This window comes from Aeromonas sp. Y318-3, assembly GCF_027706185.1.
GTDB lineage: Bacteria > Pseudomonadota > Gammaproteobacteria > Enterobacterales > Aeromonadaceae > Aeromonas > Aeromonas veronii.
The window spans coordinates 322476-348589 of sequence record NZ_JAPDCN010000003.1; the positions used below are offsets into that span (position 1 = coordinate 322476).

25 protein-coding genes are annotated in these 26114 nt (G+C 61.3%); 19 read left to right on the forward strand and 6 right to left on the reverse strand.

Annotated elements, in window-relative coordinates:
- Nucleotides 1–129: 129 nt before the first annotated feature.
- Together htpG and OKB77_RS06080 are read left to right on the forward strand one after the other, a co-directional pair.
- The gene (gene htpG / locus OKB77_RS06075) at nt 130–2043 is read left to right on the forward strand and encodes a molecular chaperone HtpG (RefSeq protein ID WP_247822955.1); all 1914 of its coding nucleotides are present in this window, start codon (nt 130–132) and stop codon (nt 2041–2043) included.
- Nucleotides 2044–2152: 109 nt separating this feature from the next.
- Nucleotides 2153–3372 (forward strand): IS3 family transposase gene (locus tag OKB77_RS06080; RefSeq protein WP_270817133.1). Its coding sequence is split into 2 segments (ribosomal slippage): nt 2153–2501 and nt 2501–3372, totalling 1221 coding nucleotides; the frame shifts between segments, so codons are not numbered across the junction.
- 101 nt (nt 3373–3473) lie between these two features.
- Here the strand turns inward: OKB77_RS06080 and OKB77_RS06085 are convergent.
- From OKB77_RS06085 to pspF, 6 genes are all read right to left on the reverse strand, one after another.
- Nucleotides 3474–4259, reverse strand: a complete 786-nt coding sequence (locus tag OKB77_RS06085) for a peptide ABC transporter ATP-binding protein (RefSeq protein WP_005333681.1) — start codon at nt 4257–4259, stop codon at nt 3474–3476.
- Nucleotides 4260–4293: 34 nt separating this feature from the next.
- The gene (locus OKB77_RS06090) at nt 4294–5292 is read right to left on the reverse strand and encodes a peptide ABC transporter ATP-binding protein (RefSeq protein ID WP_005333679.1); all 999 of its coding nucleotides are present in this window, start codon (nt 5290–5292) and stop codon (nt 4294–4296) included.
- Nucleotides 5292–6185 (reverse strand): ABC transporter permease subunit, encoded by an 894-nt coding sequence (locus OKB77_RS06095; RefSeq protein WP_005333677.1) that lies wholly within the window; start codon nt 6183–6185, stop codon nt 5292–5294. The genes OKB77_RS06090 and OKB77_RS06095 overlap by 1 nt, the downstream gene beginning before the upstream one ends.
- A gap of 35 nt (nt 6186–6220) precedes the next feature.
- Nucleotides 6221–7180, reverse strand: coding sequence for an ABC transporter permease (locus OKB77_RS06100; RefSeq protein WP_005333676.1), 960 nt, complete (start codon nt 7178–7180; stop codon nt 6221–6223).
- Nucleotides 7181–7182: 2 nt separating this feature from the next.
- Nucleotides 7183–8778 (reverse strand): ABC transporter substrate-binding protein SapA, encoded by a 1596-nt coding sequence (gene sapA / locus OKB77_RS06105; RefSeq protein ID WP_162628426.1) that lies wholly within the window; start codon nt 8776–8778, stop codon nt 7183–7185.
- A gap of 108 nt (nt 8779–8886) precedes the next feature.
- On the reverse strand, nt 8887–9915 hold the full coding sequence (pspF, locus tag OKB77_RS06110) for a phage shock protein operon transcriptional activator (protein WP_270817134.1): 1029 nt from the start codon (nt 9913–9915) through the stop codon (nt 8887–8889).
- Nucleotides 9916–10111: 196 nt separating this feature from the next.
- Between pspF and pspA the strand changes: the two genes are divergently transcribed.
- The 17 genes from pspA to OKB77_RS06195 all read left to right on the forward strand — a co-directional run bounded on the left by pspA (nt 10112) and on the right by OKB77_RS06195 (nt 26104).
- Nucleotides 10112–10798: a phage shock protein PspA gene (pspA, locus tag OKB77_RS06115; RefSeq protein ID WP_270817135.1), complete on the forward strand. Its 687-nt coding sequence runs from the start codon at nt 10112–10114 to the stop codon at nt 10796–10798.
- Nucleotides 10799–10801: 3 nt separating this feature from the next.
- A complete protein-coding gene (gene pspB / locus OKB77_RS06120; protein WP_005333672.1) occupies nt 10802–11038 on the forward strand; it encodes an envelope stress response membrane protein PspB in 237 nt (78 codons plus the stop codon).
- Nucleotides 11035–11439 carry an envelope stress response membrane protein PspC gene (pspC, locus tag OKB77_RS06125; RefSeq protein ID WP_247822953.1) on the forward strand — a complete coding sequence of 135 codons (405 nt, stop codon included), beginning with the start codon at nt 11035–11037 and terminating at the stop codon, nt 11437–11439. Before pspB ends, pspC begins: the two co-directional genes overlap by 4 nt.
- Before the next feature lie 145 nt (nt 11440–11584).
- Nucleotides 11585–12991: a YcjX family protein gene (locus OKB77_RS06130; RefSeq protein WP_270817136.1), complete on the forward strand. Its 1407-nt coding sequence runs from the start codon at nt 11585–11587 to the stop codon at nt 12989–12991.
- Between the two features lie 53 nt (nt 12992–13044).
- Nucleotides 13045–14076, forward strand: a complete 1032-nt coding sequence (locus OKB77_RS06135; protein ID WP_247822951.1) for a YcjF family protein — start codon at nt 13045–13047, stop codon at nt 14074–14076.
- 190 nt (nt 14077–14266) lie between these two features.
- Nucleotides 14267–15190 carry a LysR family transcriptional regulator gene (locus OKB77_RS06140; RefSeq protein ID WP_247822950.1) on the forward strand — a complete coding sequence of 308 codons (924 nt, stop codon included), beginning with the start codon at nt 14267–14269 and terminating at the stop codon, nt 15188–15190.
- A gap of 197 nt (nt 15191–15387) precedes the next feature.
- Entirely contained in the window at nt 15388–16533 is a 1146-nt protein-coding gene (locus OKB77_RS06145) for an ABC transporter substrate-binding protein (RefSeq protein ID WP_247824196.1), read from the forward strand.
- Nucleotides 16534–16676: 143 nt separating this feature from the next.
- Nucleotides 16677–17690, forward strand: a complete 1014-nt coding sequence (locus tag OKB77_RS06150) for an ABC transporter ATP-binding protein (RefSeq protein ID WP_270817137.1) — start codon at nt 16677–16679, stop codon at nt 17688–17690.
- The gene (locus tag OKB77_RS06155) at nt 17687–18655 is read left to right on the forward strand and encodes an ABC transporter permease (protein WP_005346227.1); all 969 of its coding nucleotides are present in this window, start codon (nt 17687–17689) and stop codon (nt 18653–18655) included. The genes OKB77_RS06150 and OKB77_RS06155 overlap by 4 nt, the downstream gene beginning before the upstream one ends.
- Before the next feature lie 35 nt (nt 18656–18690).
- A complete protein-coding gene (locus OKB77_RS06160) occupies nt 18691–19518 on the forward strand; it encodes an ABC transporter permease (RefSeq protein WP_005352644.1) in 828 nt (275 codons plus the stop codon).
- 29 nt (nt 19519–19547) lie between these two features.
- Nucleotides 19548–20978, forward strand: a complete 1431-nt coding sequence (locus tag OKB77_RS06165) for a gamma-aminobutyraldehyde dehydrogenase (protein WP_270817138.1) — start codon at nt 19548–19550, stop codon at nt 20976–20978.
- Between the two features lie 152 nt (nt 20979–21130).
- Nucleotides 21131–21925 carry a phenylalanine 4-monooxygenase gene (gene phhA, locus OKB77_RS06170; RefSeq protein ID WP_270817139.1) on the forward strand — a complete coding sequence of 265 codons (795 nt, stop codon included), beginning with the start codon at nt 21131–21133 and terminating at the stop codon, nt 21923–21925.
- Between the two features lie 52 nt (nt 21926–21977).
- Nucleotides 21978–22316 carry a 4a-hydroxytetrahydrobiopterin dehydratase gene (locus OKB77_RS06175; protein WP_247822946.1) on the forward strand — a complete coding sequence of 113 codons (339 nt, stop codon included), beginning with the start codon at nt 21978–21980 and terminating at the stop codon, nt 22314–22316.
- Nucleotides 22313–22435, forward strand: coding sequence for a 4a-hydroxytetrahydrobiopterin dehydratase (locus OKB77_RS06180; protein WP_270817140.1), 123 nt, complete (start codon nt 22313–22315; stop codon nt 22433–22435). The genes OKB77_RS06175 and OKB77_RS06180 overlap by 4 nt, the downstream gene beginning before the upstream one ends.
- A 148-nt stretch (nt 22436–22583) precedes the next feature.
- On the forward strand, nt 22584–24131 hold the full coding sequence (tyrR, locus tag OKB77_RS06185) for a transcriptional regulator TyrR (protein ID WP_005333656.1): 1548 nt from the start codon (nt 22584–22586) through the stop codon (nt 24129–24131).
- A 189-nt stretch (nt 24132–24320) separates the two neighbouring features.
- Nucleotides 24321–24878 carry a YfiR family protein gene (locus OKB77_RS06190; RefSeq protein WP_005333646.1) on the forward strand — a complete coding sequence of 186 codons (558 nt, stop codon included), beginning with the start codon at nt 24321–24323 and terminating at the stop codon, nt 24876–24878.
- Nucleotides 24875–26104 (forward strand): diguanylate cyclase domain-containing protein, encoded by a 1230-nt coding sequence (locus OKB77_RS06195; protein WP_167569893.1) that lies wholly within the window; start codon nt 24875–24877, stop codon nt 26102–26104. The genes OKB77_RS06190 and OKB77_RS06195 overlap by 4 nt, the downstream gene beginning before the upstream one ends.
- Nucleotides 26105–26114: the final 10 nt, after the last annotated feature.

Consider the following 26114-nt stretch of genomic DNA (forward strand, 5'->3'; position numbering starts at 1 on the left):
GAAAATCGGCAGTTGAATGGAAAAAGGGGGCGAATGAGCAGGATTGCGCATTCGCCCCCTTGATATTTGGATCGCTGTCCCCATCTAGGTTGGGCGTATGTTCAACCCGATGTTTCTGAGGATTGGTCCATGACCCAAAGTGTTCATGCCGAAACCCACGGCTTTCAAACTGAAGTCAAACAACTGCTGAGCCTGATGGCTCACAGCCTCTACTCCAACAAAGAAGTATTCCTGCGCGAGCTGATCTCCAACGCATCCGATGCGGCGGACAAGCTGCGCTTCAAGGCGCTTTCCGATGCCTCTTTGTTCGAAAACGACGGCCAGTTGCGTGTGCGCCTGGTGGTGGACAAAGAGAAGCGTACCCTGACCATCTCCGATAACGGGATCGGTATGACCCGTGATCAGGTGATCGAGCACCTGGGTACCATCGCCAAGTCCGGCACCGCAGAATTCTTCAAAAACCTCTCTGGCGATCAGGGACGTGACTCCCAGCTGATCGGTCAGTTCGGGGTCGGTTTCTACTCCGCCTTTATCGTTGCCGACAAGGTGACCGTGGTTTCCCGCGCCGCCGGTACTGCTCCGGAGCAGGGCGTGCAGTGGGAATCGGAAGGGGAAGGCTCCTTCACCGTGGCTGACGTGACCAAAGAGGGTCGCGGTACCGACGTTATCCTGCATCTGCGCGCCGAAGAGGACGAGTTCCTCGACGACTGGCGTCTGCGCTCCGTGGTGGGCAAATATTCCGATCACATCAGCGTACCGGTCGAGATGTTCAAAGAGGGCACCCCTGATCGGGAAGAGGATGGCGAGACCATCGTCGGCACCCCGGGCGAGTGGGAGCAGGTCAACCGCGCCACGGCACTGTGGACCCGCAACCCGAAAGATATCAAGGACGAGGAGTATCAGGAGTTCTACAAGCACGTCGCCCACGACTTTGAAGATCCGCTGCTGTGGGGTCACAACCGGGTGGAAGGGGCGCAGGAGTACACCAGCCTGCTCTACGTACCGGCCCGCGCACCGTTCGACCTCTACAACCGCGAGCAGAAGCACGGTCTGAAGCTCTATGTGCAGCGCGTCTTCATCATGGACGATGCCGAGCAGTTTATGCCGACCTACCTGCGCTTCGTCAAAGGGGTGCTGGACTCCAACGATCTGCCGCTCAACGTCAGCCGTGAAATCCTGCAGGACAACAAGGTGACCGCCTCCCTGCGCAAGGCTTGCTCCAAGCGGGTTCTGACCATGCTCTCCAAGCTGGCGAAAGACGATGCCGAGAAGTACGCCAAGTTCTGGAGCGAGTTCGGCAATGTGCTCAAAGAGGGCCCGGCCGAGGATTACGCCAACCGCGAAGAGATCGCGAAGCTCCTGCGCTTTGCCAGCACCGCTGGTGAGGGCGAAGCCCAGACCGTGTCGCTGGAGGATTACGTTGGCCGCATGAAGGAAGGTCAGCAGAAGATTTACTACATCACCGCCGACTCTTATGCCGCTGCCAAGAACAGCCCGCATCTCGAGATCTTCCGCAAGAAGGGTGTCGAAGTGCTGCTGATGTGGGAGCGTGTGGATGAGTGGCTGATGAGCCACCTGACCGAGTTCGACGGCAAGCAGCTTATCTCCGTCACCCGTGGCGAACTGGATCTCGGCGATCTGGAAGACGAAGCCTCCAAACAGGCGCAGGAGGAGGCCGAGAAGGCCAACGCCGGTCTGGTGGAGCGGGTCAAGAAGAGCCTGGGCGATGCAGTGAAAGAGGTGCGTGTCACCCACCGTCTGACCGACTCTCCCTCCTGCATCGTCACCGACGCCTACGGTATGAGCACCCAGATGATCAAGCTGATGCGTGCGGCCGGCCAGCCGGTACCGGAGCAGAAGTACATTCTGGAGCTCAACCCTGACCATGCGCTGGTGAAGAAACTCGACACCATTGAAGACGAGGCACTGTTCGGTGAGTGGGTCACCCTGCTGCATGAACAGGCCCAGCTGGCCGAGCAGGGCGGGCTGAACGATCCGGCGAGCTTCGTCTCCCGCATCAACCGCCTGTTGCTGCAAGCCTAAGCAGCAACGCCGGTAACAGAAAGCCCACTGCATGCAGTGGGCTTTTTTGATCCCGCTGTCCCATCCTGAATATGGTTTACACCTTTCCTCCCAATAAATGGAGAACCCGATGGGACAAGGTGTGAAACGGACACAGCGCGATTACTCGCTGACTTTTAAACTGGCACTGGTCGAGCAGATTGAAAAAGGCGAGCTCACCTACAAACAGGCTCAGGTGCGCTATGGCATTCAGGGCCGCTCCACCGTTCTGGTATGGTTGCGTAAACATGGTCGGCAAGATTGGAGCCAGGGGGCTTCTGTGCGTGCCGGCAGGAGCATCACCATGCCTGACCCCGACAACCAGACACCCGAACAGCGCATCAAGGAACTCGAGCAGCAGCTGGCGCTGATGAGTCAGAAGGCCCAGTTCTTTGAGGCCGTCGTCGATGTACTGAAGAATGACTACGGCGTCTCCATCGTAAAAAAGCGACCCGGCAAGTCCTCTCGCAGCGGCAAGTCGAGAGGCTGAGCATCGTCAGGGCTTGCCTGTTTCTGGGAATAAGCCGGCAGGCTTACTACAAGCGCAATCGGGTTGCAGACGTGCGCCATGCACAGGGGCTGCAGGTGGTGCGCTTCGTGCGTCAGGTTCGACTGCGACAACCTCGGGTGGGCACCCGCAAGCTGCATTATCTGCTGCAGGGTCAGGATGATGGCGGGCTCAAGGTCGGGCGGGACAGGCTGTTTCAGATATTGGCCGAGCACCGCCTGCTGGTGCTGCCTAGGCGGGCGTATCACAAGACCACCCACAGTTTTCACCGTTTCTACCGTCATCCCAACTTGCTCAAGGCGGGGCCAGAACAGGTTACGCCGGTGGCCCCGGAGCAGGTCTGGGTCGCTGATATCACCTATCTGCCAGCCAGGAGCGGACCGCTGTACCTGAGCCTGGTGACGGATGCCTACTCACGCAAGATAGTAGGCCATCACGTACACGAAGGAATGCACGCGGAGTCGGTTGCGATGGCGTTCAAGAAAGCACTGAAGCAACGGCGTGGCAGCGGGGAGCTAATCCATCACTCAGACCGCGGCGTGCAGTATTGCTCTGGGCTGTATCAGTCACTACATGAACGGTACGGGGTGAAATGCTCGATGACGGATGGGTATGACTGTTACCAGAATGCGTTGGCGGAGCGGGTGAACGGGATTTTGAAAGGAGAGTTATTGTTGCAAAGCCCGCAGGATTTGACGCAAGCGCGGGAAATGGTGCGTGAAGCAGTGGATATTTACAACGCGGAGCGGCCGCATCATGCGTTGAAATACAGAACCCCCGATGCGGTACATAGGGGGTTCTGAGTAGAGAAATGCTAGTTGAAAATGTGTAAACCTATTTCAGGACTAGACACGCTGTGTGAGCTCGGCGAAACACAGCGGTGAGGGAGGTGGCCAGCGCCTCTCTATTTGCGGTATTCGTTGTTGTAGTTCTGGATGAGACGGCGAGTCACCTCATGCTGGGGATCGGCAAACACCTTGAGAGTCTTGCCGCGCTCCACCACCCGACCTTCGTGCATCACCAGCACCTCGTCGCTGATATGGCTGACGATGCCCAGATCGTTGGCTACCAGCACATAGCTCAGCCCCATGGTCTCCTGCATCTCCAGCAGCAGGTTGATGATCTGGGAGCGCACCGAGATATCCAGGGTGGAGAGCGCCTCATCGGCCACCACGATCTTGGGGTTGAGGATCAGCGCACGCGCCAACGCCACCCGCTGCTGCTGACCGGAGGAGAGCATCTGCGGATAGAACAGGGCGTGATCCGGCAGCATCCCCACCATACGCAGGGTCTGCACCACCTTCTCGCGGCGCTCCTCCTCGGTCATCTCGGTGTTGAGACGCAGCGGGGTTTCCAGGATCTGGCCGACCCGGATCTTGCGGTTCAGCGAGGTGTTGGGATCCTGAAAAATCATCCGCAGCAGTTTGCAGCGAGTCTGGTAATCGCCATGCACCATCAGCTGGCCGTCGATGGCGATGTCGCCGCTGGTGGGTTCGATCATGCCAGCCAGAATGCGGGCGAGGGTACTCTTGCCGGAGCCTGCCTCGCCGACGATGGCGAGGGTCTGGCCCACTTCGAGATCGAACGAGAGGGGCTTGATTGCTTCCACCGCCTGACGACGGAACAGACCGGTGCGGTTCTGGTAGGTTTTGCTAAGGCCTCTGACCTGCAACAGGGATGGCTCGATCACAAGCGGGGCTCCTTCATGGGGGCATTAACGGTCATCATTTTTTCGGCTCCTCCATGTTCAGCGGGAAGTGACAGCTGAACTGATGGCCCTTGATCTTGTTCATCAGGGGGGTCTGCACGCACTGCTTCTGGGCGTAGGGGCAGCGCGGCCCCAGACGGCAGCCGATGGGCAGGTGTTGCAGTGGTGGGATGACGCCGGGCAGGGTCTCGAGGCGCGACTTGTGGCGCACCAGCTTGTCAAAGTCGGGGATCGATTTGAGCAGGGCATCGGTATAGGGGTGGTGCGGGGTCTCGAGGATCTGCTCCCGGGTGCCCACTTCCACCATCTGGCCGCAGTACATCACGTTGATGGTATCGGTCAGATTGGCGATGGCGGCGATGTCGTTACTGATGATCAGGATGGTGGTGTTGCCCAGCTTGTTCATCTTGTCCAGCAGTCGCAGGATCTGGGAGTGAGTGGTGGACTCCATGGCGCTGGTGGGCTCGTCGGCTACCAGCAGACGCGGCTGGTTGGCAATGGCCATGGCGATCATCACCTTCTGGCACATGCCATCCGACAGCTCGTGGGGATAGGCGCGCATCACCTTGCGGTGATCCTTGACGCCTACCCGGTGCAGCAGGGCGATGGCTTTCTTCTTGCGCCACTGGAAGCGCTGCCAGAATTGTCCCTCGAACGAATCGGTCGGGATCGCCTCTTCCAGCTGGGTGCCGATCTCCTCGGAGGGATCGAGACAGCTGATGGGGTCTTGGAAGATCATGGCGATCTCGCGACCCATGATGCGACGGCGCTCTTTGGGAGCCATGGTCAGCAGATCCATGTCGTTGAAACGCATCCGGTCGGCACGAACCGTCCAGTTGTCTTTCTCGATGCCGACGATCACCTTGGCGATCAGACTTTTTCCGGAGCCGGATTCACCCACCAGACCGCGGATCTCCCCCTCGGTCAGGGTCAGGCTCACCTTGTCCACCGCCTTGACCTTGCCTTGCGGGGTGTCGATCTCGATGGTGAGATTGCGAATGTCGAGCAGCGGCATCAGTCGTTCCCCTCTTTGAGTGCTTCGCGAATGCCTTCACCAACTAAATTGGTCACCAGCACGCTGAACAGGATGGCGATGCCGGGCAGGGTGACGGTCCAGGGGGCGAGATAGATAAGGTCGCTCGAATCGGCCAGCATGGTGCCCCACTCCGGTTGGGGGGATTGGGCGCCGAGGCCGAGAAAACCGACCGCCGAGATATCGAGAATGGCCGCCGACAAGGTGCGGGTGGTCTGGGCCACCAGGGTTTCGACAATGTTGGGCAAAATAGCCAGACGCATGATCCGGAAGGGGGGCGAGCCATCGAGGCGGCTGGCGGTGATGTACTCCTTCTGCATCTCGGCATGTACTGCGTTGTAGGTGGCCCGGATAAAGGGCGGGATCAACGCCAGGGTAATGGCTATCAGGGTATTGCCAAAACCCGGCCCCATGATGGCGACCATGATGATGGCCATCAGCAGCGAGGGGATGGAGAGCAGGGTATCGAGCAGGTGGTGCAGCACGCTCGATTTAAGTCCCTTGCTCATCCCGCCGAGGATACCGATGGCGGAGCCCACCACCATGGCGATCACCACCACGACCAGCGCATAGCCGAAGGTGAGACGCGCCCCCACCACCAGCCGGGAGAGCATGTCGCGCCCCAGATCGTCGGTGCCGAGGAAGTAGTCGATGTTGCCGGTCGCCGCCCACGAGGGGGCCAGCAGCAGCTTGTCGGTGTGCTGTTCATCGATGCCGTAGGGGACGACCAGCGGCCCCACCAGCGTGATGAGCAGCAGCAGCAAAAAGCACCATAGCCCCGCCATTGCCAACGGATTGCGGCTGTAGGAGGCCCACGTCTGCTCAAGGGGCGAGAGGATCTTGAGCTCGGGATAGATGTTCGATTTATCTTGCATAGGATACCTGGCTCCTGGTCACGCCATGAGCGCGTTCAATCTTGTTTGGCATACAACTCTTTGCGCCGTGCCGGATAGATAAGGGTGGTCAGCAACTCGGTGCTGACGCTGGTCAGGATCACGAAACTGGCGACCACCAGGGTTGCGCCGCGAATGGCGGCGTAATCCTGCAGGGCGATGCTGCTGATAAGCCAGCGGCCGATCCCGTGCCACTCGAACACCACCTCGGTGATCATGGCGGAGGTGAGTACGCTGCCTAGCTGCAGACCCAGCAGCGGCAGTACCGGCGGCAGGGCGTTCTTCAGACCATGGCGCCAGACGATCTGCGCTTTGGAAAGGCCCCGGCTCGCTGCCGCCTTGATGTAGTTCTGCTTCATCACGTCGATGAGGGAGCTGCGCACATGGCGGATCACCTCGGTGGTGGGCACCACCGCCAGCACCAATGACGGAAGGATCAGGTGGCGCAGGGCATCGTGCAGCGCCGCTTGCCGCCAGGGTTCGTTGCTGAGCAGCACATCGATCACCGCGATGCCGGTAATGGGGGGGACGTCGTAGAGCAGGCTGATCTGCCCGGAGGCTGGCAACCAGCCGAGATCCAGCGAAAAGAGCATTACCACCAGCAGCGCCAGCCAGAACACCGGCACCGCATAGCCGATAAGACCGGCAGTCATGATGGAGAGATCCAGCGTCTTGCCCTGGGACAGGGCCGCCAGGGTGCCGAGAGGGATCCCCACCAGTAGTGAGATGGCGAACGCCGCCAGACAGAGGATCAGGGTCGCCGGGAAGTAGTGGCGGATCTCGTCCAGCACCGGTAGCCCGGAGACGCTGGAGAGCCCCAGGTCACCTGCGAAAATGCGACGCAGGAAATCGGGGTAGCCGCTCCAGAAGCTGAGTTGATGGCCGATCAGCCGATAGTCCAGCAGATAGGCAACAAAGGTCAGCGCCAGCAGGGTGATGAGCAGCAGGTTGATGCGGCGCAAGGTGTATAGAAGCATGCTTACTCCCTGTGAGCCTGGTTGAAGGAGGTGCCGCCAAAGGGCATCAGCGTCAGCCCCTCGATGTCGCTGCGGCTGACCTGGGTACGCAAGGCGTGCGCCAGCGGGATCAGCGGCAGCTGTTCGTTGAGCAGGGTCTGGGCATAGTAGTAGTTGCGCAGCCGGAACGAGAGCTGGGGCGTGGTGACCGCATCATCCAGCAACTGATCGAAGGCCGGGCTACACCAGCGGCTGTAGTTGTTGCCCCGCTCCACTGCCGAGCAGCTCAGCAGCTGGCGGAAGAAGTTGTCCGGATCGGCGTTATCGGCAATCCAGCCGGAGAGCAGGCTGTCGTACAGCCCCTTGGTGAGGCGGCCTTCGATCACCGGCCACTCCCGTTGCACGATCTTGAGCTTGATCCCGACCTTGGCCAGATCGCTGCGGATCAGCTGGGCGGTCTTGACCGCATCCGGGTTGTAGGGGCGGGCGTCCGGTTGTACCAGCACCTGCATCTCGAACCCTTTCTCCAGCCCCGCCTCCTTGAGCAGTTGGCGCGCCCGTTTCAGGTCGGGTTTTCGCTCGGGCAGGCTGGGGTTGTACCCCCATGAGAGGGTCGGCAGCAGGCTGTTGGCGGGCAGACCAGTATCGAAATAGACCGCCTGCAACAGGTTGTCGATATTGATGGCGCTGGCAATGGCCTGACGCACCTTGACGTTGTTGAACGGCGGCTTGCGGGTATTGAGGGCCAAAAAGGCCACGTTCATCCCCGACTGGACCGAGAGACTGAGCGCCGGATTTTGCTTGATCACCGAGAGCTGGCTGGCAGAAGGAGTGCTCATCACGTCGCACTCGCCGGTCAGCAGCTTGGCCAGCCGTTTGGCGGATTTGGGGGTGATGTCGTAGACCAGCTGTTCAATCTTGGCATCGCCGCCCCAGTAGCCGGGATGGCGCAGATAGCGGATGAACTCGTTGTGGCGATACTCCTTGAAGCTGAACGGCCCGGTGCCGATGGGGCGGCTATCCAGCAGGGCTGGCGTGCCCGCCTGCAACATCTGCTCGGCGTATTCGGCGGAGAGGATCACCGCATAGTCGCTGGCCAGGGTGGCGAGGAAGGAGGCGTTCGGCTGGTTCAGCTCGAACACTACCGTCTGCGGCCCCTTCTTGCTCACCCGCTTGATCAGCAGATCTTGCCCCAGGCTGTAGAAGTAGGGGTAATCGCCGCCGGACACATTGTGATAGGGGTGCTGCTCGTCCAGCTGGCGGGCATAGGTGAAGACCACGTCATCGGCATTGAAAGTGCGGGTGGGCTTGAACCAGGGGGTATGGTGAAACGTCACCCCCTTGCGCAGGGTCAGGGTATAGGTGAGGCCATCCTCGCTGACATGCCAGTTGGTGGCGAGCGCCGGCTCCAGCGCCAGGGTGTTGGGGTTCACCTCCAGCAGGCGGTCGTAGAGCGGACGGGCACTGGCATCCAGTGTCACCCCGGAGTTGGAAACATGGGGATTGAAGGAGAGGGGGGATCCCTCAGCACAATAGATGAGTCCGGTTTTGGAGGCCTCGGGTTGCTTCTGGCAGCCGGTGACCAGCACCAGCATACCCAGCAGCAAGGGTGTGAGCATTCTCATTGTTGAACCATGTTCTTATAGGGGTTTTGTACGCACGTTTTGATACAAATGTGCCAGCGCGAAGGCTGGCGTGTTGCTGGAGTCGGCATCAACCGCGCTCCTTCACTCTTGTTCTGCATCGTTATCGCCATCCAGCAGCTGATATTTGCGTAGCATGCCACGGAACTGGTGATAGCTTAAGGCCAGCAGTTGAGCGGCTTTGCGCTGATTATACTGGGATTGCTGCATCGCTTGCTTGAGTAAATTAATCTCGTACTCCGCCACCGCCTGCTTGAGATCGAGCGGCAAGGCGAGGGGGGATGCAGATTGTACCTCGCTTCGGGCCTCTTGCGCAGGTTGCGTGACCTGTGGTCGCCAGGGGGAATCAAACGGGTTGAGCACCAGGGTCGAGAGCGGCAGCTGGGGATTGCCCTGACGATAGATACTGCGCTCCACCACGTTCTTCAGCTCCCGCACGTTGCCCGGCCAGTGGTAATCCAGCAGTAGCTGGGTTGCCTTGCGCGAGAAACCGGCAAACAGCGGATAGCCCAGCTCCCGGGTCATGCTGTGGGCGAAGTGCTCCGCCAGCATCAGGATATCTTCCCGCCGCTCCCGCAAGGGGGGGAGGGTGATCACATCAAACGCGAGCCGATCGAGCAGATCGTAGCGAAACAGCCCCTTGTCGGCCAGCGCAGGGAGATCCTCGTTGGTGGCGCAGACCAGCCGCACATCCACCTTGAGGGGCTTGGCCCCACCCACTCGCTCGAACTCGCCATACTCGATGACCCGCAGCAACTTCTCCTGCACCCGGGCGCTGGTGGTGGCCAGCTCGTCGAGGAACAGGGTGCCGCCATCGGCCCGCTCGAAGCGGCCCTGATGGCGCTTGGCCGCACCGGTAAACGATCCCGCCTCGTGACCGAACAGCTCGGTCTCCAGCAGGCTCTCGCTCAGGGTGGCGCAGTTGATGGTGACAAAGCTTTGATCCCAGCGCGCCGAGAGATAATGTAGGCGGTGGGCGATCAGCTCCTTGCCCGTCCCACGCTCACCGATGATCAGCACGGGTTTGCGCAGCGGGGCGAGCCGTGAGGCCTGCTCAATGATCTCGAGAAATGCGTTGGATTCCCCCAGCAGGCTTTCCGTGGCCGTGGTCATAGTGATCCCTGTCAGTTGTAAAAGCTGGTCAATCTTACCAAAAGTTGGTGATTTTAATCATCTCTTGCGCGAGGCATCTTGCAATCCGGTTATTCTGCCCCATATAAATCAACAAGTTAAATTTTGTTCCAGATTGGCACACAAGTTGCCATTGTCAATGGAGAAACAACGCCATGCCAATAACAGGAGTGCAATCATGAGTATTTTTTCCCGTCTGGCCGACATCATCAATTCCAACCTGACGGCCCTGCTCGACAAGGCAGAAGATCCCCAGAAGATGGTGCGCCTGATCATCCAGGAGATGGAGGACGAGCTGGTCAAGGAGCGTTCCAATCTGGCCCGCTTCCTCGCCAGCCAGAAAGAGATTGGTCGTCAGGTCGCCCGTCATCAGGAGCGGGTCGACGAGTGGCAAGCCAAGGCCGAGCTGGCCCTGACCAAGGGACGTGAAGATCTGGCCCGCGCCGCCCTTATCGAGAAGAAGACACAGACCGAGTTGTCAGAGACCCTCTACCGCGAGCAGCAGGCGGTCGACAGCGGCATCGAGAAGCTGGGTGAAGAGATCCGTCAGCTCGAAGCCAAGCTGGAAGATGCCCGCGCCCGTCAAAAGGCGATGGCCATTCGCACCGAAGCGGCCAGCAGCCGTCTCAATGTGCAGAGTCAGGTCGCCCGTGGCGAGAGCCAGGCGGTGGTGAGCAAGTTCGAGCGGATGGAGCGTCGTATCGACGAAATGGAAGCACGCGCCGATCTGGGACAGTCCGACAAGGCGCTGGCGCAGCAGTTTGCCGAGCTGGAAGTGGACGATCAGATAAGCCGCGAGCTGGAAGCGATGCGCCAGAAGCTGGGTCAGGGCGACAGCAAAAGCGAAGGCAAACAGGGGGAGTAACAGATGGAAGATCTGCTGGGCGTATTGATGGTTCCCATGGTGGTCTTCATGGTGGTGGTGGCCCCCATCTGGCTGGTGCTGCACTATCGTGCCAAGGGGCGGATTGGCGCCGGTCTTGCCGATAGCGAGCGGGAACAGCTGCAAGGGCTGCTGGCTCGCACCGAGAAGATGCAGGAGCGAGTAGGGGCACTGGAGTCGATTCTGGACGCGGAAGTACCCGGTTGGAGGAACAAGGTATGAGCAGTGCCAGTCGTGAAGGGCGTAACCTTTATCGTGATCCCCAGCGTGGCAAGATAGCCGGGATCTGTGCCGGTTTGGCAGAGTACTTCGGGGTGGAGACCTGGATCGTGCGGCTGCTCGCCATCAGTGGCCTTATCTTCGCCGGTTTCATTACCTTCACCGCCTATATCGCTGCCTGGTTCTTGCTCGACAAAAAGCCGGTCACCCTCTATTCGCAAGAGGATGCCGACTTTGCCGAGGTGCGGATGAAGGCGCGCAGCTGGCAGGCGGGGATCACCCCTCATCAGGCGCTGGGCCGCATCGCGCAGGAACTTGACGCGCTGGAGCCCAGAGTTCAGCGGATCGAGAAGCTGGTGACCTCCAGGGAGTTCACCCTGCAGCGGGAGTTTCGCAAGCTGTAGTGCTTGCCAAAGCACTCAATGTCGATGGTGGAATCTTCTGCGAGGATCCACCATCGACGACAACTATCCAGACGTGGATAAGCGGTCGACCTCTCGCACGGCTGAACACGCCGGATGCAACCACCAAGGGAGAACGGGTCAAGCCTTGATACTCAATAAACTGGAACAGAAGTTGACTCGCCTGCAACACAAGGCGAACGACGTGGTGAACCGGGTGCGGGATCGCCATATTCGGCTGGCGGTGACCGGCCTCTCTCGCAGCGGCAAAACCGCCTTTATCACGGCGCTGGTCAACCAGCTGGAACACGCGGCCATCGACGGCCGTTTGCCGTTGTGGGATGCCCTGCGTCAGGGGCGCATCCTCGGCGCCCGCCGGGTGCCGCAGCTCAATGCCCACATCCCTACCTTTGCCTACGAGCGTGGCCTCGACTCCCTGTTTGGCGATCCACCAGCCTGGCCCGAGCCCACCCGCGGCGTGGCCGAAGTGCGTCTCGAAATTCGCTATCGCACCCGTCATCCCCTGCGCAAACATCTGGGGGAGATCTCGACCCTCTACGTGGATCTGGTGGACTATCCCGGGGAGTGGCTGCTCGACTTGCCGCTCCTTGAGATGAACTACGAGCAGTGGAGTGAACAGGTGCGCGAGCAAATGCGTCGTCCCGAGCTGCAGGCGCTCGCTGCCAGCTGGCTGACACCCGGGTGGCAGGTCGATCAGCGCTTCGAAGAGCGGCCAGTGGCGGAGCTGGCCGAGCGCTACACCGCCTATCTGCATGCCTGCAAACAGGAGCTGGGATTGCACCTCATTCAACCCGGTCGCTTCGTGTTGCCGGGGGAGTATGCCGGTGCTCCCATGCTGCAATTTGTCCCCTGGGTGTGGGAGATGCCTGCCAGCGAGCCCACCGATGGCACTCTTTACGCCACTCTCAAGCAGCGCTTCGAGCAGTACAAGCAGCATCTGGTGCAGGGTTTTTATGAGCAGCACTTTGCCGGCTTTGATCGCCAGATCGTGCTGGTGGATTGCCTGCAGCCGCTCAACGCCGGGGCGGCCAGCTTTGGCGACATGCAGCAGGCCATCGCCCGCATCATGGAGAGCTTTGCCTACGGCAAGAGCAACTGGTGGCGGCGACTCTTCTCGCCCCGTATCGACAAGCTGCTGTTTGTGGCGAGCAAGGCCGATCACGTCACCCCCGAACAGCATGCGCCCATGGTCTCCCTGCTCCAGCATCTGGTACGCAGCGGTCGCGGCCAGGCTCGTTTTGAGGGGATCACCACTGAGTGCTTGGCGCTCGCAGCCATCAAGGCGACCGAGGTGGGCAAGGGGGTGGCCAATGGCCGCGAGTTCCCCGCCATCCGCGGCACCAGCCTCGCGGGTGAGCCGCTGCTGCTCTTTCCGGGGGAGGTGCCGCCCCATATTCCGTCTGCGCAGTGGTGGAACAGTCAGGGCTTTGATTTTCAGGCGTTTCGCCCCATGTCCATGAGCGCCCATCAGGCGCTGCCCCATATCCGGCTCGATGCGGCGCTGGAGTTTCTGCTCGGGGATCACCTCGAATAACGGTGTGCGGTCTTGGCACCTGAGCCGAAGGCTGCGCACAGGAGAACAATGCGATGAACGATCAGGTAAAAGAGCGGCCACCGCTGCAGGGCAAGGTGATCCTTGAGCCTGCCTTGACGGTGGCCAGTGACGAGCGCCCGCCCGCACCGGCCCAGCGGCTGGAGGAGGCGAGCTTCGAGCGCCTCGACGAGCTGGACGATTTCACCGAGGTGGAGAGTGCCCTCGTCATCAAACCGCGTCGCCGTCATCGGCTGTTGGCGTGGGGGCTGGGGGCGGTCGGTCTGCTCTCGTTGGGCCAGTATGGCGCCTTTCTTTACGATCAATTCCTCACCACCCCGCTCTGGGGCAGCGCCTGGCTGGCAGCCTCGGCGCTGGTGGCGGCGGGGACCGCCAGCGTGGTGGGGCGCGAGTGGCTGCGGCTGCGCACCCTCAAGCGGCGCCAGGATGTGCGCTCGCGAGCAGAAGATCTGCTTGCTCATCAGGGAGTCGGGCAGGGGCAAGCCTTTTGCGAAGGGTTGGCGGTCAAAAGTGGCGACAAGGGGCGCGAGGGGTATCAGACCTGGCTGGCTCAGCTCGACGAGAGCCACAGCGATCGGGAAGTGCTGACCCTCTATAGCCAGCTGGTGCTCGGCGAGCGCGACAAGCTGGCCCAGGCGCGGGTGGCCAAATGGTCGGGGGAGGCCGCCGTGCTGGTGGCGCTAAGCCCGCTCGCCACCGTCGACATGATGCTGATGTTGTGGCGCAACCTGCGGATGATCGAGGATATCGCCGATGTCTATGCCATCGAGCTCGGCTACTGGAGCCGCATACGCCTCATCCGTCAGGTGTTTCGCAACATGCTCTACGCCGGTGCCACCGAGCTGGTGACCGAGGTGGGGATGGATCTGCTGGGCGCCGAATTTGCCGCCAAGCTCTCTGCCCGCGCGGCGCAAGGGGTGGGGGCCGGTCTGCTCACCGCCCGCCTTGGCCTGCGCACCATAGAGGCGTGCCGACCGCTGCCCTGGTGTGCGGACGAGAAACCCAAACTCGGCGAGCTGCGCAAGCGGCTGATCGGCCAGCTGGCGGGGTATCTCAACAAATCCTGATAGCCCTGTCTGCACCTTGCTGCGATGACCCATGCCCCTGTCGTGCTCGCCAAGCCGCAGGGGCATGGTTTTAATCGGCAGATCATTGAGTTGGCAGCAGTGCCCGGTTTTGGCGAGGCGCCCGTTTACGGTTAAGCTGGCAGTCAATCTTACCAATCACACCAATAGTACCAATCGGCAAGGATGCCCGATGAACTTTACCTTTCGCCAGATCCGTTATTTTGTGGCCGTGGCCGACAGTTTCTCAGTGAGTCGCGCCGCCGCCGAGCTGCATATCTCCCAGTCGGCGGTCACCAGCGCCATTCGCGAGTTGGAGACCGAGCTCGGCGCCCCGCTATTCGAGCGCAATCCGCGCGGCGTCACCCTCACCACTCAGGGCCACCAGTTTTTGCTCCACGCCCGCCGCATTCTCGGCGCCATGACCGAGGCGAGCCACTCCCTCAAAGCGGTGGCCCAGCAGGATCAGGGACGACTCACCATCGGTGTGACTACTCTGGTGGCGGGTTACTACCTCTCTGAGGCGCTTGGCCGTTTTCGCCGTGCCTTTCCGGCGGTACAGATTGAGGTGAAGGAGGATGAACAGCCTTTTCTGGAGCACCAGATCGTCAATGGCGAGGTGGATGTGGGGATCCTGATGACCAACCGCACCATCCGGCAAGAGGCGTTTGATACCGAGTTGCTGACCCGTTCCCCGCTGCGGCTCTGGCTGGCTGCCAACCACCCGCTCTGTGCCGAGTCGACTCTCTCGCTCACCGCGCTGGGGGAGGAGCCGATGATCTCGCTGACCGCCGATCAGCTCGCTCAGATCATCGGGGGCGGCCTGCGCCGTTACGGCATCTCCCCTCGCATCGTGCTGCGCACTGCGTCGGTGGAGGCAGTGCGCAGTCTGGTCGCCAGCCAGCTCGGGGTCGCGCTGTTACCCGATTTTGCCTATCGCCCCTGGTCGCTGGAGCAGGAGCGGGTCGAGGCGCGCCCCATCAAGGAGCCCATTCCCGCCATCGATATCGGGCTGGTGTGGCGCCGTGGTTCTCGGCTGGATTGGACGGCGCGGGAATTTATCGATATTGCGCGGGATCAGAGCCGGTTGCGGGCCCGTCAGGCGCTCCCTCGCTAGCCATCTCTTGCGGGGTAGCCACCAAAAATCAGATTCATCTGCACTCGATATCGATTTAGCTGATACCTGAGCCACCAAAAATTGAAATATTCATCGTATTGCCACTCCCCTAAGCTCATTGCTGGTTAACAGGATGTTAACGCCCACGGCGGCGTTCCCTCACCTGATGCAAGTCAACACAATGCAAGGAGTGCATGATGAAATTGACCCCTCTGATGCTGGCTCTTGTTCCGGCGCTGCTGGCAGGCCAGACCCAGGCTGCCCCGACCGAGCTCGGCAAGGGTGAAGGCCAGCTCAATATCGTGGCCTGGGCTGGCTACTTTGAGCGTGGCGAGACAGACAAGAACTACGACTGGGTGACCGGATTCGAGAAAGAGACCGGCTGCAAGGTGAGCGTCAAGACGGCGGCCACCTCGGACGAGATGGTGGCCTTGATGAACGAGGGGGGCTTCGATCTGGTGACCGCCTCCGGCGATGCCAGTCTGCGTCTGATTGCCGGTGGCAAGGTGCAGGCGCTCAATCTGGCACTCATCCCGAGCTACAGCAAGATTGATCCCCGGTTGCAAAATGCCCCCTGGCACACAGTGGATGGCAAGCACTACGGCGTGCCCTACCAGTGGGGCGGCAATATCCTGATGTACAACACCAAGGTATTCCCCAAGGCTCCGGACTCCTGGAACGTGGTGTTCGAGGAGCAGACTCTGGCGGATGGTAAGTCCAACAAGGGGCGGGTGCAGGCCTTTGACGGCCCGATCCACATCGCCGATGCCGCCCTCTATCTGATGACCCATCAGCCTGCCCTGGGCATCAAGGATCCTTACGAGCTGAACGAGGATCAGTACAAGGCCTCCCTCGATCTACTGCGCAAGCAGCGCCAGCTGGTGGGACGCTACTGGCATGATGCTTTCGTTCAAATCGATGACTTCAAGAACGAAGGGGTGGTCGCGTCAGGCTCCTGGCCGTTCCAGGCCAATGCCCTGATTGCCGACAAGCAGCCCATCGCCACCACTGTGCCGAAAGAGGGAGTGACCGGTTGGGCCGATACCAGCATGGTGCACAGCGATGCCAAGAACCTCACCTGCGCTTACAAGTGGCTGGAGCACTCCCTGAGCAACAAGCTGCAGGGGGATCTCGCCGCCTGGTTTGGCTCGGTGCCTGTGGTACCTGCCGCCTGTGAGGGCAATGCCCTGCTGGGCCCGACCGGGTGCAAAACCAACGGTATCGACAACTTCGATCGGGTTCGCTTCTGGCGCACTCCGGTTTCCCAGTGCAAGAGCCAGGGAACTTGCGTGCCCTATTACCGCTGGGTTTCCGACTATATCGCCATTCTGGGCGGCCGCTAAGGCGGGGTGAGCAAGGTGGTCGGAACCGCTGCCACCTTGCCAACGGCAGGGGAGCTGCGCCTCCTCTGCACGACTGCCGAGAGCGGATAATCAAGCGGGCCGGACAGGAGTCCGGCCCATCCCAGCACAGACAAGGACGCCCCATGAACGCCGTACAATTTGACCGGGTCAGCCGCCACTATGGCGAGGTGAAGGCGGTCGATGACATCTCTTTCCAGATCCCCTCAGGGGAATTCTTTACCCTGCTGGGGCCGAGCGGTTCCGGCAAGACCACCTGCCTGCGGATGATCGCGGGCTTCGAGTACCCGAGCGACGGGGTGATCCGCCTGTTCGGCGAGCCCTGCTCCACCGTGCCCCCCTATGATCGCAACCTCAACACCGTGTTTCAGGACTACGCCCTGTTTCCCAACATGGATGTGCGCGACAACATCGGCTATGGCCTGATGCTCAAGGGGGTCGCCAAGGCGGAGCGTTACCGCAAGGTGGACGAGATGCTGGAGCTGGTGCGACTGCCCGGGGTCGGCAAGCGCCGCCCAAGCCAGCTCTCCGGCGGCCAGCGCCAGCGCATCGCCATCGCCCGGGCGCTTATCAACCAGCCACGCATCCTGCTGCTGGACGAGCCGCTGGGGGCCCTCGATCTCAAGTTGCGCGAGCAGATGCAGCTTGAGCTCAAGGCGTTGCAACGCCAGTTGGGCATCACCTTTATCTTCGTCACCCACGATCAGCAGGAGGCGCTCTCAATGAGCGACCGGATCTGCATCTTCAGTCAGGGCAAGATCGAGCAGATTGCCGCCCCCGATACCATCTACGACGCTCCGGCGACGCCGTTTGTGGCCCGCTTCGTTGGCACCGTCAATCTGTTCGAAGGGGAGCAGGCCAGACGGCTGTGCGGCGACGGCAGCCAGATGATGGTGCGCCCGGAGCGGATCCGGCTCGCTGAGGCGGGCACGCCGGGCTGGTCGGGGGAGATCCGCGAGGTGGAGTATCTGGGCCCTTTCGTCCGTTATCGGGTTGATCTCGGGGAGCAACTCGAGATCATCATCAACCACCCCAATGAGGGGCAGGCCCGTCTGGCGCGTGGCAGCAGGGTCAGCCTCAGCTGGCCGGAGCAGGCCATCCACCGCCTGAGCGGCGCCCATCAGGGGGCGCAGCCATGAGTGCCCCTCACAGTGCGAGTCTTGCCATGAACCATCAGCCCGAACCTGCCCGTTTCAGGCCGCTGCGGCGCCTCTCGACCCTGCTCTATGGTCGGCCCGGCCTGCTGCTGGCGATCCTGCTGGGGCCGCCGTTGCTGTGGCTCGGCATCATCTATGTCGGCTCCTTGCTGATGCTGCTCTCCAACTCTCTGTTCGGGCTGGACGAGTTCAGCGGTCAGGTGCGCCACGAGCTGGGGCTGCAAAACTTCGTCGCCCTGCTGCGACCGGAGAATCTGGATGTGATCGGCCGCACCGTCGGCATGTCGCTGCTGGTGACCCTGGCCTGCGCCCTGCTCGGTTTTCCGGTTGCCTACTACATGGCACGCTACACCAGTGGCAAGACCCGGGCGCTGTTTTATGTGGGGATCATGCTGCCGCTCTGGTCCAGCTATCTGGTACGGGTCTATGCTTGGAAGCTGATCTTGGCCAAAGAGGGGGTGGTGAGCTGGCTGGCCGACAGCATGGGGTTGGAGTGGCTGCTCGATGCCATCCTCTCCCTGCCGGTGATAGGTGGCCCGTCGCTCTCCTTCTCGCGGCTCGGCACCTTTATCGTGTTCGTCTATGTCTGGCTGCCCTTCATGATCCTGCCTATTCAGGCGGCGGTGGAGCGTATTCCGCGATCCCTGCTGGAGGCGAGCAGCGATCTGGGGGCGACACCCGCCCAAACCTTTCGCAACCTGATCCTGCCGCTGGCGTTGCCCGGTGTGGTGGCGGGCTCCATTTTCACCTTCTCGCTGACCCTCGGTGATTACATCATCCCCGGCATCATCGGCAACTCGACCATGTATATCGGTCAGGTGGTCTACATGCAGCAGGGAACGGCGGGCAATCTGCCCTTTGCCGCCGCCTTCTCGCTGGTGCCGATCCTTATCATCGCCATCTATCTGGCGATTGCGAAACGGTTAGGAGCCTTTGATGCGCTTTGACTCTATCGCTTTGAACCGGCAGCAAGGAGGCCGTCATGTCAGCTAGCTCAGTGAGCCGTCAGGGAGAGCGCCCTTCGGGCCTGCTCAAGTACGCCGCCATCGGTGGACTCTTGTTCCTGCACTTTCCCATTCTGTTTATCTTCCTCTACGCCTTCACCAGCGAGAGCAAGAGTTACCAGTTTCCGCCCCCCGGGCTCACCCTCAAGTGGTTCGAGGTGACCCTCAATCGCCCCGATGTGTGGCGTGCCATCCAGCTGTCACTGGAGGTCGCGGGGCTGGCGACACTGGCGGCCATGATCCTCGGCACCTTGGCAGCAGGGGCCATTGCTCGCAGCCGCTTTTTCGGTCAGGAGGTGGTGTCACTGCTGCTGGTGCTGCCCATCGCGCTTCCCGGTATCGTCACCGGTATCGCGCTGCGCTCAGCCTACGGCCTGATGGAGATCCCGTTCAGCTTCTGGACCATCGTTATCGGCCACGCCACCTTTTGCGTGGTGGTGGTCTACAACAATGCGCTGGCCCGTTTTCGCCGCACCAACCAGAGCCTCATCGAGGCGTCGATGGATCTCGGGGCCGACGGCTTCCAGACCCTGCGCTACGTGATCCTGCCCAATCTGGCCACGGCGCTGCTGGCGGGGGGCATGCTGGCCTTTGCCCTGAGTTTTGACGAAGTGATCGTCACCACCTTTACGGCGGGCCAGCAGACCACGCTGCCCATCTGGATGTATCAGGAGCTGATCCGTCCCCGAGACAGGCCGGTCACCAACGTGGTGGCCCTCATCATAGTGGCCTTCACCACTATCCCCATTTTGCTTGCCTACTACCTTACTCGCGACACCCATGATGTCGCTGGCAGTGGCAAATGATGACTCAACGCGTGCGCAAGGATGCAACCATGAAACTCTCAACCCAACTCTTGATTGATGGCCAGTTTGTGACCGGCGAGGGGCAGGCCGAACCCATTCTCAACCCGGCCAACGGCGAACAGATCGCCGCCGTGCCCGAAGCCTCGTTCGAACAGGTGAACCGGGCGGTGAACGGTGCCCAGCGCGCCTTCGCCCAGTGGAGCCGCACCACCCCGGCAAGCCGCAGCAACCTGCTGCTGCGTCTGGCGGATCTCATCGAGCGCCACGCCGAGGAGTTTGCGGCGCTCGAATCCCTCAACTGCGGCAAACCCTATCTGGCAGTGCTCAACGACGAGCTGCCCGCGGTGGTGGACTGCTTCCGCTTCTTTGCCGGGGCGGCCCGCTGCCTGCAAGGGCCGCTGGCGGGGGAGTATCTCGAGGGGCACACCAGCATGATCCGCCGCGACCCCATAGGTGTTGTGGGCAGTATCGCCCCCTGGAACTACCCGCTGATGATGGCGGCCTGGAAGATGGCGCCGGTGCTGGCAGCGGGCAATACGGTGGTGCTCAAACCCTCCGAACAGACCCCGCTCACCGCGCTGCGTTTGGCGGAGCTGGCCAGCGAGATCTTCCCCCGCGGCGTTATCAACGTCATCTGCGGGCGGGGGGAAAGCGTGGGGGCACCGCTGGTGGAGCACCCGCTGGTACGGATGGTGTCGCTCACCGGCGATATCGCAACCGGCCAGAAGATCCTGCAAAGCGCTGCCCGCACCATGAAGCGCACCCACCTTGAGCTGGGAGGCAAGGCGCCGGTCATCATTTTCGACGATGCTGATCTGGAGGCGGTGGTGGCGGGCATTCGCACCTTCGGTTTCTACAACGCTGGCCAGGATTGCACCGCCGCCTGCCGTATCTATGCCCAGGGCAAGATCTACGACAAGTTCGTCGCCGCCATGACCGATGCGGTGGCCTCCATCAAGGTGGGAAGCCAGTACGAGGAGGGGGTGGAGATGGGGCCGCTTATTTCGGACAGACAGCGCAACCGGGTCGCCAGCTTTGTCGAGCGGGCCCAGAGCAGCGGTCATGTGGAGGTGACGGCGGGGGGCAAGATCCGCCCAGGCAACGGCTTCTTCTTCGAGCCGACCCTGATTGTCGGGGCCCGGCAGGAGGATGAGATCGTGCGCCGTGAGGTGTTTGGCCCTGTGGTGTCGGTGACCCGTTTCAACGATGCCGAGCAGGTGGTGCAGTGGGCCAACGACTCGGACTATGGTCTCGCCTCGTCGGTCTGGACCAAGGATCTGAGCCTCGCCAGCAAGGTGGCCAGCCACCTGCAATATGGCTGCACCTGGATCAACACCCACTTCATGCTCACCTCCGAGATGCCCCACGGCGGCATGAAGATGTCGGGCTACGGCAAGGATCTCTCCCTCTATGCGCTGGAGGATTACACGGTGCCGCGCCATATCATGGTCAAGCTGTAGTGGGGATTGGTTAGCGGGTTGTCACAATTTATTTACAACTGTTTCCGGCAGCCGACTCATGGGTCGGCTGCTTTTTTTGTTGCCATTTCGTTACAGTGAAGCCGTGATGAAACGGCAAGGCGCCTGATGTGGCGCCAGAGGATGGAACCGCTATGGCAACCTTTTACACCGCCCACCAGCCGGATGCTGACGGGGTGATCCACTACAGCAACGAGGAGCATGGCACCTGGCAGATCCTGATCGAGCGTCAGTTCGCCGCTCTTGCTGGCAAGGGGTGTAACGAGTATCTGGCCGGTCTCGACAGGCTGGGGCTGCCCCGTGATCGCATCCCCCAGCTGGCCGAGATCAACGCCGTCTTGCAGCCTGTGACCGGCTGGTCGGTGGCGGCGGTGCCTGCGCTTATCTCGTTCGATCGCTTCTTCGCCCTGCTGGCCAACCGCCAGTTTCCGGTAGCGACTTTTATCCGGCGCCGGGACGAGCTCGACTACCTGCAAGAGCCGGATATCTTTCACGAGATCTTCGGCCACTGCGCCATGCTGACCAATCCGGCCTTTGCTCACTTTACCCATCTTTACGGCCAGTTGGGGCAGCAGGCGAGCAAGGAGCAGCGGGTCTTTCTGGCGCGGCTCTACTGGTTCACCGTGGAGTTTGGCCTCTTGGCGACGCCGGACGGGCTGCGTATCTACGGTGGCGGCATTCTCTCCTCCATCGGCGAGACCGCCTATGCCCTCTCCGGCCAGCCGCTGCTGCAACCCTTCGATCTACTGACTGTGCTGCGCACCCCGTATCGCATTGACATCATGCAGCCCACCTATTTTGTGCTGCCGAGTCTCGATCATCTCTACCAGCTGACCGGGGAGGAGATCATGGCTGCTCTGGCCGAGGCCAGTCGGCTTGGCCTCTATCCGCCGCGTTTTGAGGTTGCCGCTGGCAAACAGGCGAGCTGACCAAAAGCAAACAACCCTATTTCATTTTCATTAATTCAAGCAGGAGTAACCCATGTCCGAACTGGCCAGCCAGCAGTGTGAAGCGTGCCGCGCCGATGCCCCCAAGGTGAGCGATGAGGAGCTGCGCGAGCTGATGCAGCTTATTCCCGACTGGCAGCCGCTGGTGGTGGAGGGGGCGCTGCAACTGCGGCGGGAATTTACGTTTCGCAACTTCAAGGAGGCGCTGGCCTTTACCAACCGCCTGGGGGATCTGGCGGAAGCGGAGTTCCATCATCCGGCCATCCTGACCGAGTGGGGGAAGGTGACCGTCAGCTGGTGGACCCACAAGATCGGCGGATTACACCGCAACGACTTCATCATGGCTGCACGCACGGATGAGCTGCTGAAGTGAACGCCACCACTCATCGAGTGAGCGATATGGTGATCGTCAGCTGGTGGATGCATAAGATCGGCGGTTTGCATCGCAACGACTTCATCATGGCGGCGTGCACCGATCAGTTGCTCCGGTAATCGCACCCCACACCAGCGTCATCGGTTGACCCGGGCCTGCCTGCGAAAGCGGGGCAGGCCCGCATTTTTATGGGCTGGCGCTCGCACTGGGGGGATCGAGACTGTATTATCCGCTCATTCATAGAGTTAGCTAGGAAGTGTGTCCCGAATGCGTCTTGAAGTCAGCTGTGAAGACCGCCTGGGCCTGACCCGGGAACTGCTCGACCGCCTGGTGGAGCACAATATCGATCTGCGCGGCATCGAAATCGATACCTCAGGCATCATCTATCTCAACTTTCCCGAGCTGGAGTTCAGTGATTTTCAGCACCTGATGCCGGAGATCCGCCGCATTCCCGGCGTCTACGACGTCAAGACCATCCCTTACATGCCTTCCGAGCGAGAGCACCACGAGATCGAGGCGCTGCTCAAGGCGCTGCCGGATCTGGTCTTCTCCCTCGACAGCAAGGGCAAGGTGACCCAGGCCAACCAGTCTGCCCTCACCACCCTCGGCTTGCCGGTGGAGGAGGTGCGCGGCGTGGCGCTCGGTTCGCTGGTTAAGGGTTTCTCCTTCACCCGCTGGCTGGAGGCGAGCGAGATCAAGCCGCAGACCTGCAAGCTCAGTTTCAATGGCGAAGAGTATCTGGCAGATCTGATGCCGCTGTTCGTGGCAGAAGCCCGCGGCAAGCAGGCGCTGGCCGGTGCCGTGGTGGTGCTCAAATCTGCCCGTCGGGTCGGCCTGCACTTCAGCGCGCTTCATGCGGTGGAAGTGGGGGGCTTCGAGCATCTGCAGGCCGAGAGCCCCAAGATGAAAGAGGTGCTGTCGCAAGCGCGCAAACTGGCGATGCAGGATGCGCCGCTGCTGATTGTCGGTGAGACCGGTACCGGCAAGGAGCTGCTGGCCCGTGCCTGTCACGGGGCCAGCCTGCGCTCCAGCCACCCCTTTATGGCCCTAAACTGCGCCGCCATGCCCGATAACGTGGCCGAGAGCGAGCTGTTTGGTTATGCCCCCGGCGCCTTTGGCAACAACACCGAGGGCAAGCGCGGCGTGCTGGAGCTGGCGAGCGGCGGCACCCTGATGCTGGACGAGATCGGCGATATGTCTCCCCATCTGCAGACCAAGTTCCTGCGGGTGTTGCAGGATGGGGTGTTCCGCCGGGTCGGTGACGAGCAGGAGGTGAAGGTCAACGTGCGTTTCATCTGCACCACCCAAAAACAGTTGCTGGATCTGGTGCACGAAGGAACCTTCCGCGAGGATCTCTACTACCGTCTCAACGTGCTCAGTCTGGCGCTGCCCCCCCTGCGCGAGCGCAAGGCAGACATCATGGTGCTGGCCCAGCAGTTTGTCTCCCGGTTTGCCAGCGAGTTGCAGCGACCCCGTCCGCGCTTTACCCGCAACATGGCCGACTACCTGACCGCCTACCGCTGGCCGGGCAACGTGCGTCAGCTGCGCAACTGTCTCTACCGTGCCATGACCCTGCTGGAAGGGGATGAGCTGGGGCCCGAGCAGATCGACCTGCCGGTGGCGGCCGATACCATGCCGCTGATCGACGAGTGGTTTGAGGGGAATCTCGACGATGCGGTGAAGCGCTTCGAGAGCCAGCTGCTGGCCCGGCTCTATCCCGCCTTCCCGTCGACGCGCCAGCTGGCCAAACGCCTGGGCGTGTCGCATACCGCCATCGCCAACAAGCTGCGGGAATACGGCATCAGCAAGAAGTGATTCCCGCCTTGCTGCCTGCCACCAGAGAGCCCGTTACCAGACGGGCTCTCCGTTTTCTTTACACGAACTCGGTAGATGATGGCGGGGTGAGACTTGTCAGGCCAGTGTCAGCCAACTTACTATCTGGGTTCATCTACCCGAACCGCAATGCCATAGCAGCGGTATTGTCAAGGCGACTACCTCCCGATCATGCTGTTACTCTTTTCCCCCCGTTTAACTGCCCGTCTGGCGCTCCTGTTGGTTGCGTTTGGCCTGCTGTTGCCCCGCGCGCTGGCGGAAACGGCCGCAGAGAGCCGGGCGACGGCGGTCAGGGAGCTGGTGCTCGATATCATGAGTTACACCCGCTGGCCCACCGAGCCTGCGGTGCTGCGTATGTGCGTGGCGGCGCCGACCGAATATGCCGGCGCCCTCTTTACCATCGATCGTCAGGCCAATGGCCGTACCGTGCAGGTCCATCGTTACGAGGCGAGCGATCCGGCCATCAGCGATCACTGCGATGTACTCTATCTGGGAGTGCTCGACGAGCCGACCCGGATTGCGCTGTTTGCCCGCCTGCAGGGACACCCAGTGCTCAGCATCAGCGAATACAACCACGACTGTTCCACCAGCTCGGTGTTCTGCCTGCAGACCTCGCCGGACAGCGTGCGGGTGCGGTTTAAAGTGAACCTTGATGCTCTGGCCCTGAGCGGCGTGCGGGTGCATCCCGCCGTGCTCAAGTTGGCCCATGCCGACAAGGGGGTCCCATGAGACGACAGGTGAGCGCGGCTCCTCGCCGTCTGACCCTGCGTCAGAGCCTGGGGCGAACCCATCTGGTGGCCGCCATCACAGCCGTCAGCGTGGCAGGACTCTTTTTTACTCTGGTGGCACTGCTGGTAGTGCGTTTTTACGCCGACCACAATCTGGAGCTGGTAGCCCGCGCCATCAGCTACAGTGCCGAGGCGGCGGTGGTGTTCCACGATGAGGAGGCGGCGAGCGAGGCGCTCAGTGGCATCGTTGCCAAGGAAGAGGTGGCCGAAGCCACTATCGTGCTGACCAATGGCCAGCTGCTCGCCAGTTGGGAGCGCCCCAGAAGCAACCCGCTGGTGACGCTCGAAGACTATCTGGCCCAACTGCTGATGCCGGGGCCTGTCAAACTCCCCATGCTGCGGGGTGGTGAACAGATCGCCACCATCGAGCTGCGCGGCCACGGTGAATACCTGTTGTTGTTTTTGCTCTCGGCGCTGCTGGCGATGGTGGTTTGCCTGATGCTGAGCGCCATGGTGGCACTCTATGTGGCTGACCGGATGCAGGTCTCCATCACCGCACCGCTGCGCAAACTGGCACTTGTCGCCCACTCGGTACGCCGACAACGCACCCTGGGGATGCGGGCACCACCGGCCGATATCGTCGAGATTAACGAGCTGGGGGATGACTTCAACTCCCTGCTGGACGAGCTGCAAGCCTGGCAGGCCCAGCAGGCCCGCGAAAATGCCAGCCTGCTACATCAGGCGACCCACGATGCTCTCACCGGACTGCCCAATCGCGCCCTGTTTGAAGCGCGGCTCGCGCAGGCCATCTCCCTCGGCGAGCAAGAGGGGTTTGCGCTGCTCTATCTCGACTGCGATCGCTTCAAGCAAATTAATGACACGCTGGGGCACAACGCCGGTGACGATGTGCTGATCGCGCTCTCAAGACGGGTACAACATCAGCTGCGTCCGGATGATCTGGTGTTTCGCCTCGGTGGTGACGAGTTTGCAGTGCTGGTTGGCCCACTCCAGCGACAGCATGAGGTGGAAGAGGTGATTGGCCGCATCCAGCAGGCGATGAGCGAACCGGTGGCGCTGCGTGACGGTCGTCAGCTGGTGGCCGGGGTGAGTGTCGGCTTTGCCGTCTATCAGGCGGGCATGAGTGCCAGCGTGCTGTGTGATCAGGCCGATGCAGCCATGTATCTGGCGAAACGGGCGCGCCGCAGCGAACAGCAAACCATCGCCTGACTGGCAAGCA

Excerpts from the sequence above, each read along its gene's own strand:
- htpG (WP_247822955.1), top strand. The coding sequence starts at position 130 with ATGACCCAAAGTGTTCATGCCGAAACCCACGGCTTTCAAACTGAAGTC.
- OKB77_RS06090 (WP_005333679.1), bottom strand. The coding sequence starts at position 5,292 with ATGCCGCTGCTCGACATTCGCAATCTCACCATCGAGATCGACACCCCG.
- OKB77_RS06095 (WP_005333677.1), bottom strand. The coding sequence starts at position 6,185 with ATGCAAGATAAATCGAACATCTATCCCGAGCTCAAGATCCTCTCGCCC.
- OKB77_RS06100 (WP_005333676.1), bottom strand. The coding sequence starts at position 7,180 with ATGCTTCTATACACCTTGCGCCGCATCAACCTGCTGCTCATCACCCTG.
- sapA (WP_162628426.1), bottom strand. The coding sequence starts at position 8,778 with ATGCTCACACCCTTGCTGCTGGGTATGCTGGTGCTGGTCACCGGCTGC.
- pspF (WP_270817134.1), bottom strand. The coding sequence starts at position 9,915 with ATGACCACGGCCACGGAAAGCCTGCTGGGGGAATCCAACGCATTTCTC.
- pspA (WP_270817135.1), top strand. The coding sequence starts at position 10,112 with ATGAGTATTTTTTCCCGTCTGGCCGACATCATCAATTCCAACCTGACG.
- pspB (WP_005333672.1), top strand. The coding sequence starts at position 10,802 with ATGGAAGATCTGCTGGGCGTATTGATGGTTCCCATGGTGGTCTTCATG.
- pspC (WP_247822953.1), top strand. The coding sequence starts at position 11,035 with ATGAGCAGTGCCAGTCGTGAAGGGCGTAACCTTTATCGTGATCCCCAG.
- OKB77_RS06135 (WP_247822951.1), top strand. The coding sequence starts at position 13,045 with ATGAACGATCAGGTAAAAGAGCGGCCACCGCTGCAGGGCAAGGTGATC.
- OKB77_RS06140 (WP_247822950.1), top strand. The coding sequence starts at position 14,267 with ATGAACTTTACCTTTCGCCAGATCCGTTATTTTGTGGCCGTGGCCGAC.
- OKB77_RS06145 (WP_247824196.1), top strand. The coding sequence starts at position 15,388 with ATGAAATTGACCCCTCTGATGCTGGCTCTTGTTCCGGCGCTGCTGGCA.
- OKB77_RS06150 (WP_270817137.1), top strand. The coding sequence starts at position 16,677 with ATGAACGCCGTACAATTTGACCGGGTCAGCCGCCACTATGGCGAGGTG.
- OKB77_RS06155 (WP_005346227.1), top strand. The coding sequence starts at position 17,687 with ATGAGTGCCCCTCACAGTGCGAGTCTTGCCATGAACCATCAGCCCGAA.
- OKB77_RS06160 (WP_005352644.1), top strand. The coding sequence starts at position 18,691 with ATGTCAGCTAGCTCAGTGAGCCGTCAGGGAGAGCGCCCTTCGGGCCTG.
- OKB77_RS06165 (WP_270817138.1), top strand. The coding sequence starts at position 19,548 with ATGAAACTCTCAACCCAACTCTTGATTGATGGCCAGTTTGTGACCGGC.
- phhA (WP_270817139.1), top strand. The coding sequence starts at position 21,131 with ATGGCAACCTTTTACACCGCCCACCAGCCGGATGCTGACGGGGTGATC.
- OKB77_RS06175 (WP_247822946.1), top strand. The coding sequence starts at position 21,978 with ATGTCCGAACTGGCCAGCCAGCAGTGTGAAGCGTGCCGCGCCGATGCC.
- tyrR (WP_005333656.1), top strand. The coding sequence starts at position 22,584 with ATGCGTCTTGAAGTCAGCTGTGAAGACCGCCTGGGCCTGACCCGGGAA.
- OKB77_RS06190 (WP_005333646.1), top strand. The coding sequence starts at position 24,321 with ATGCTGTTACTCTTTTCCCCCCGTTTAACTGCCCGTCTGGCGCTCCTG.
- OKB77_RS06195 (WP_167569893.1), top strand. The coding sequence starts at position 24,875 with ATGAGACGACAGGTGAGCGCGGCTCCTCGCCGTCTGACCCTGCGTCAG.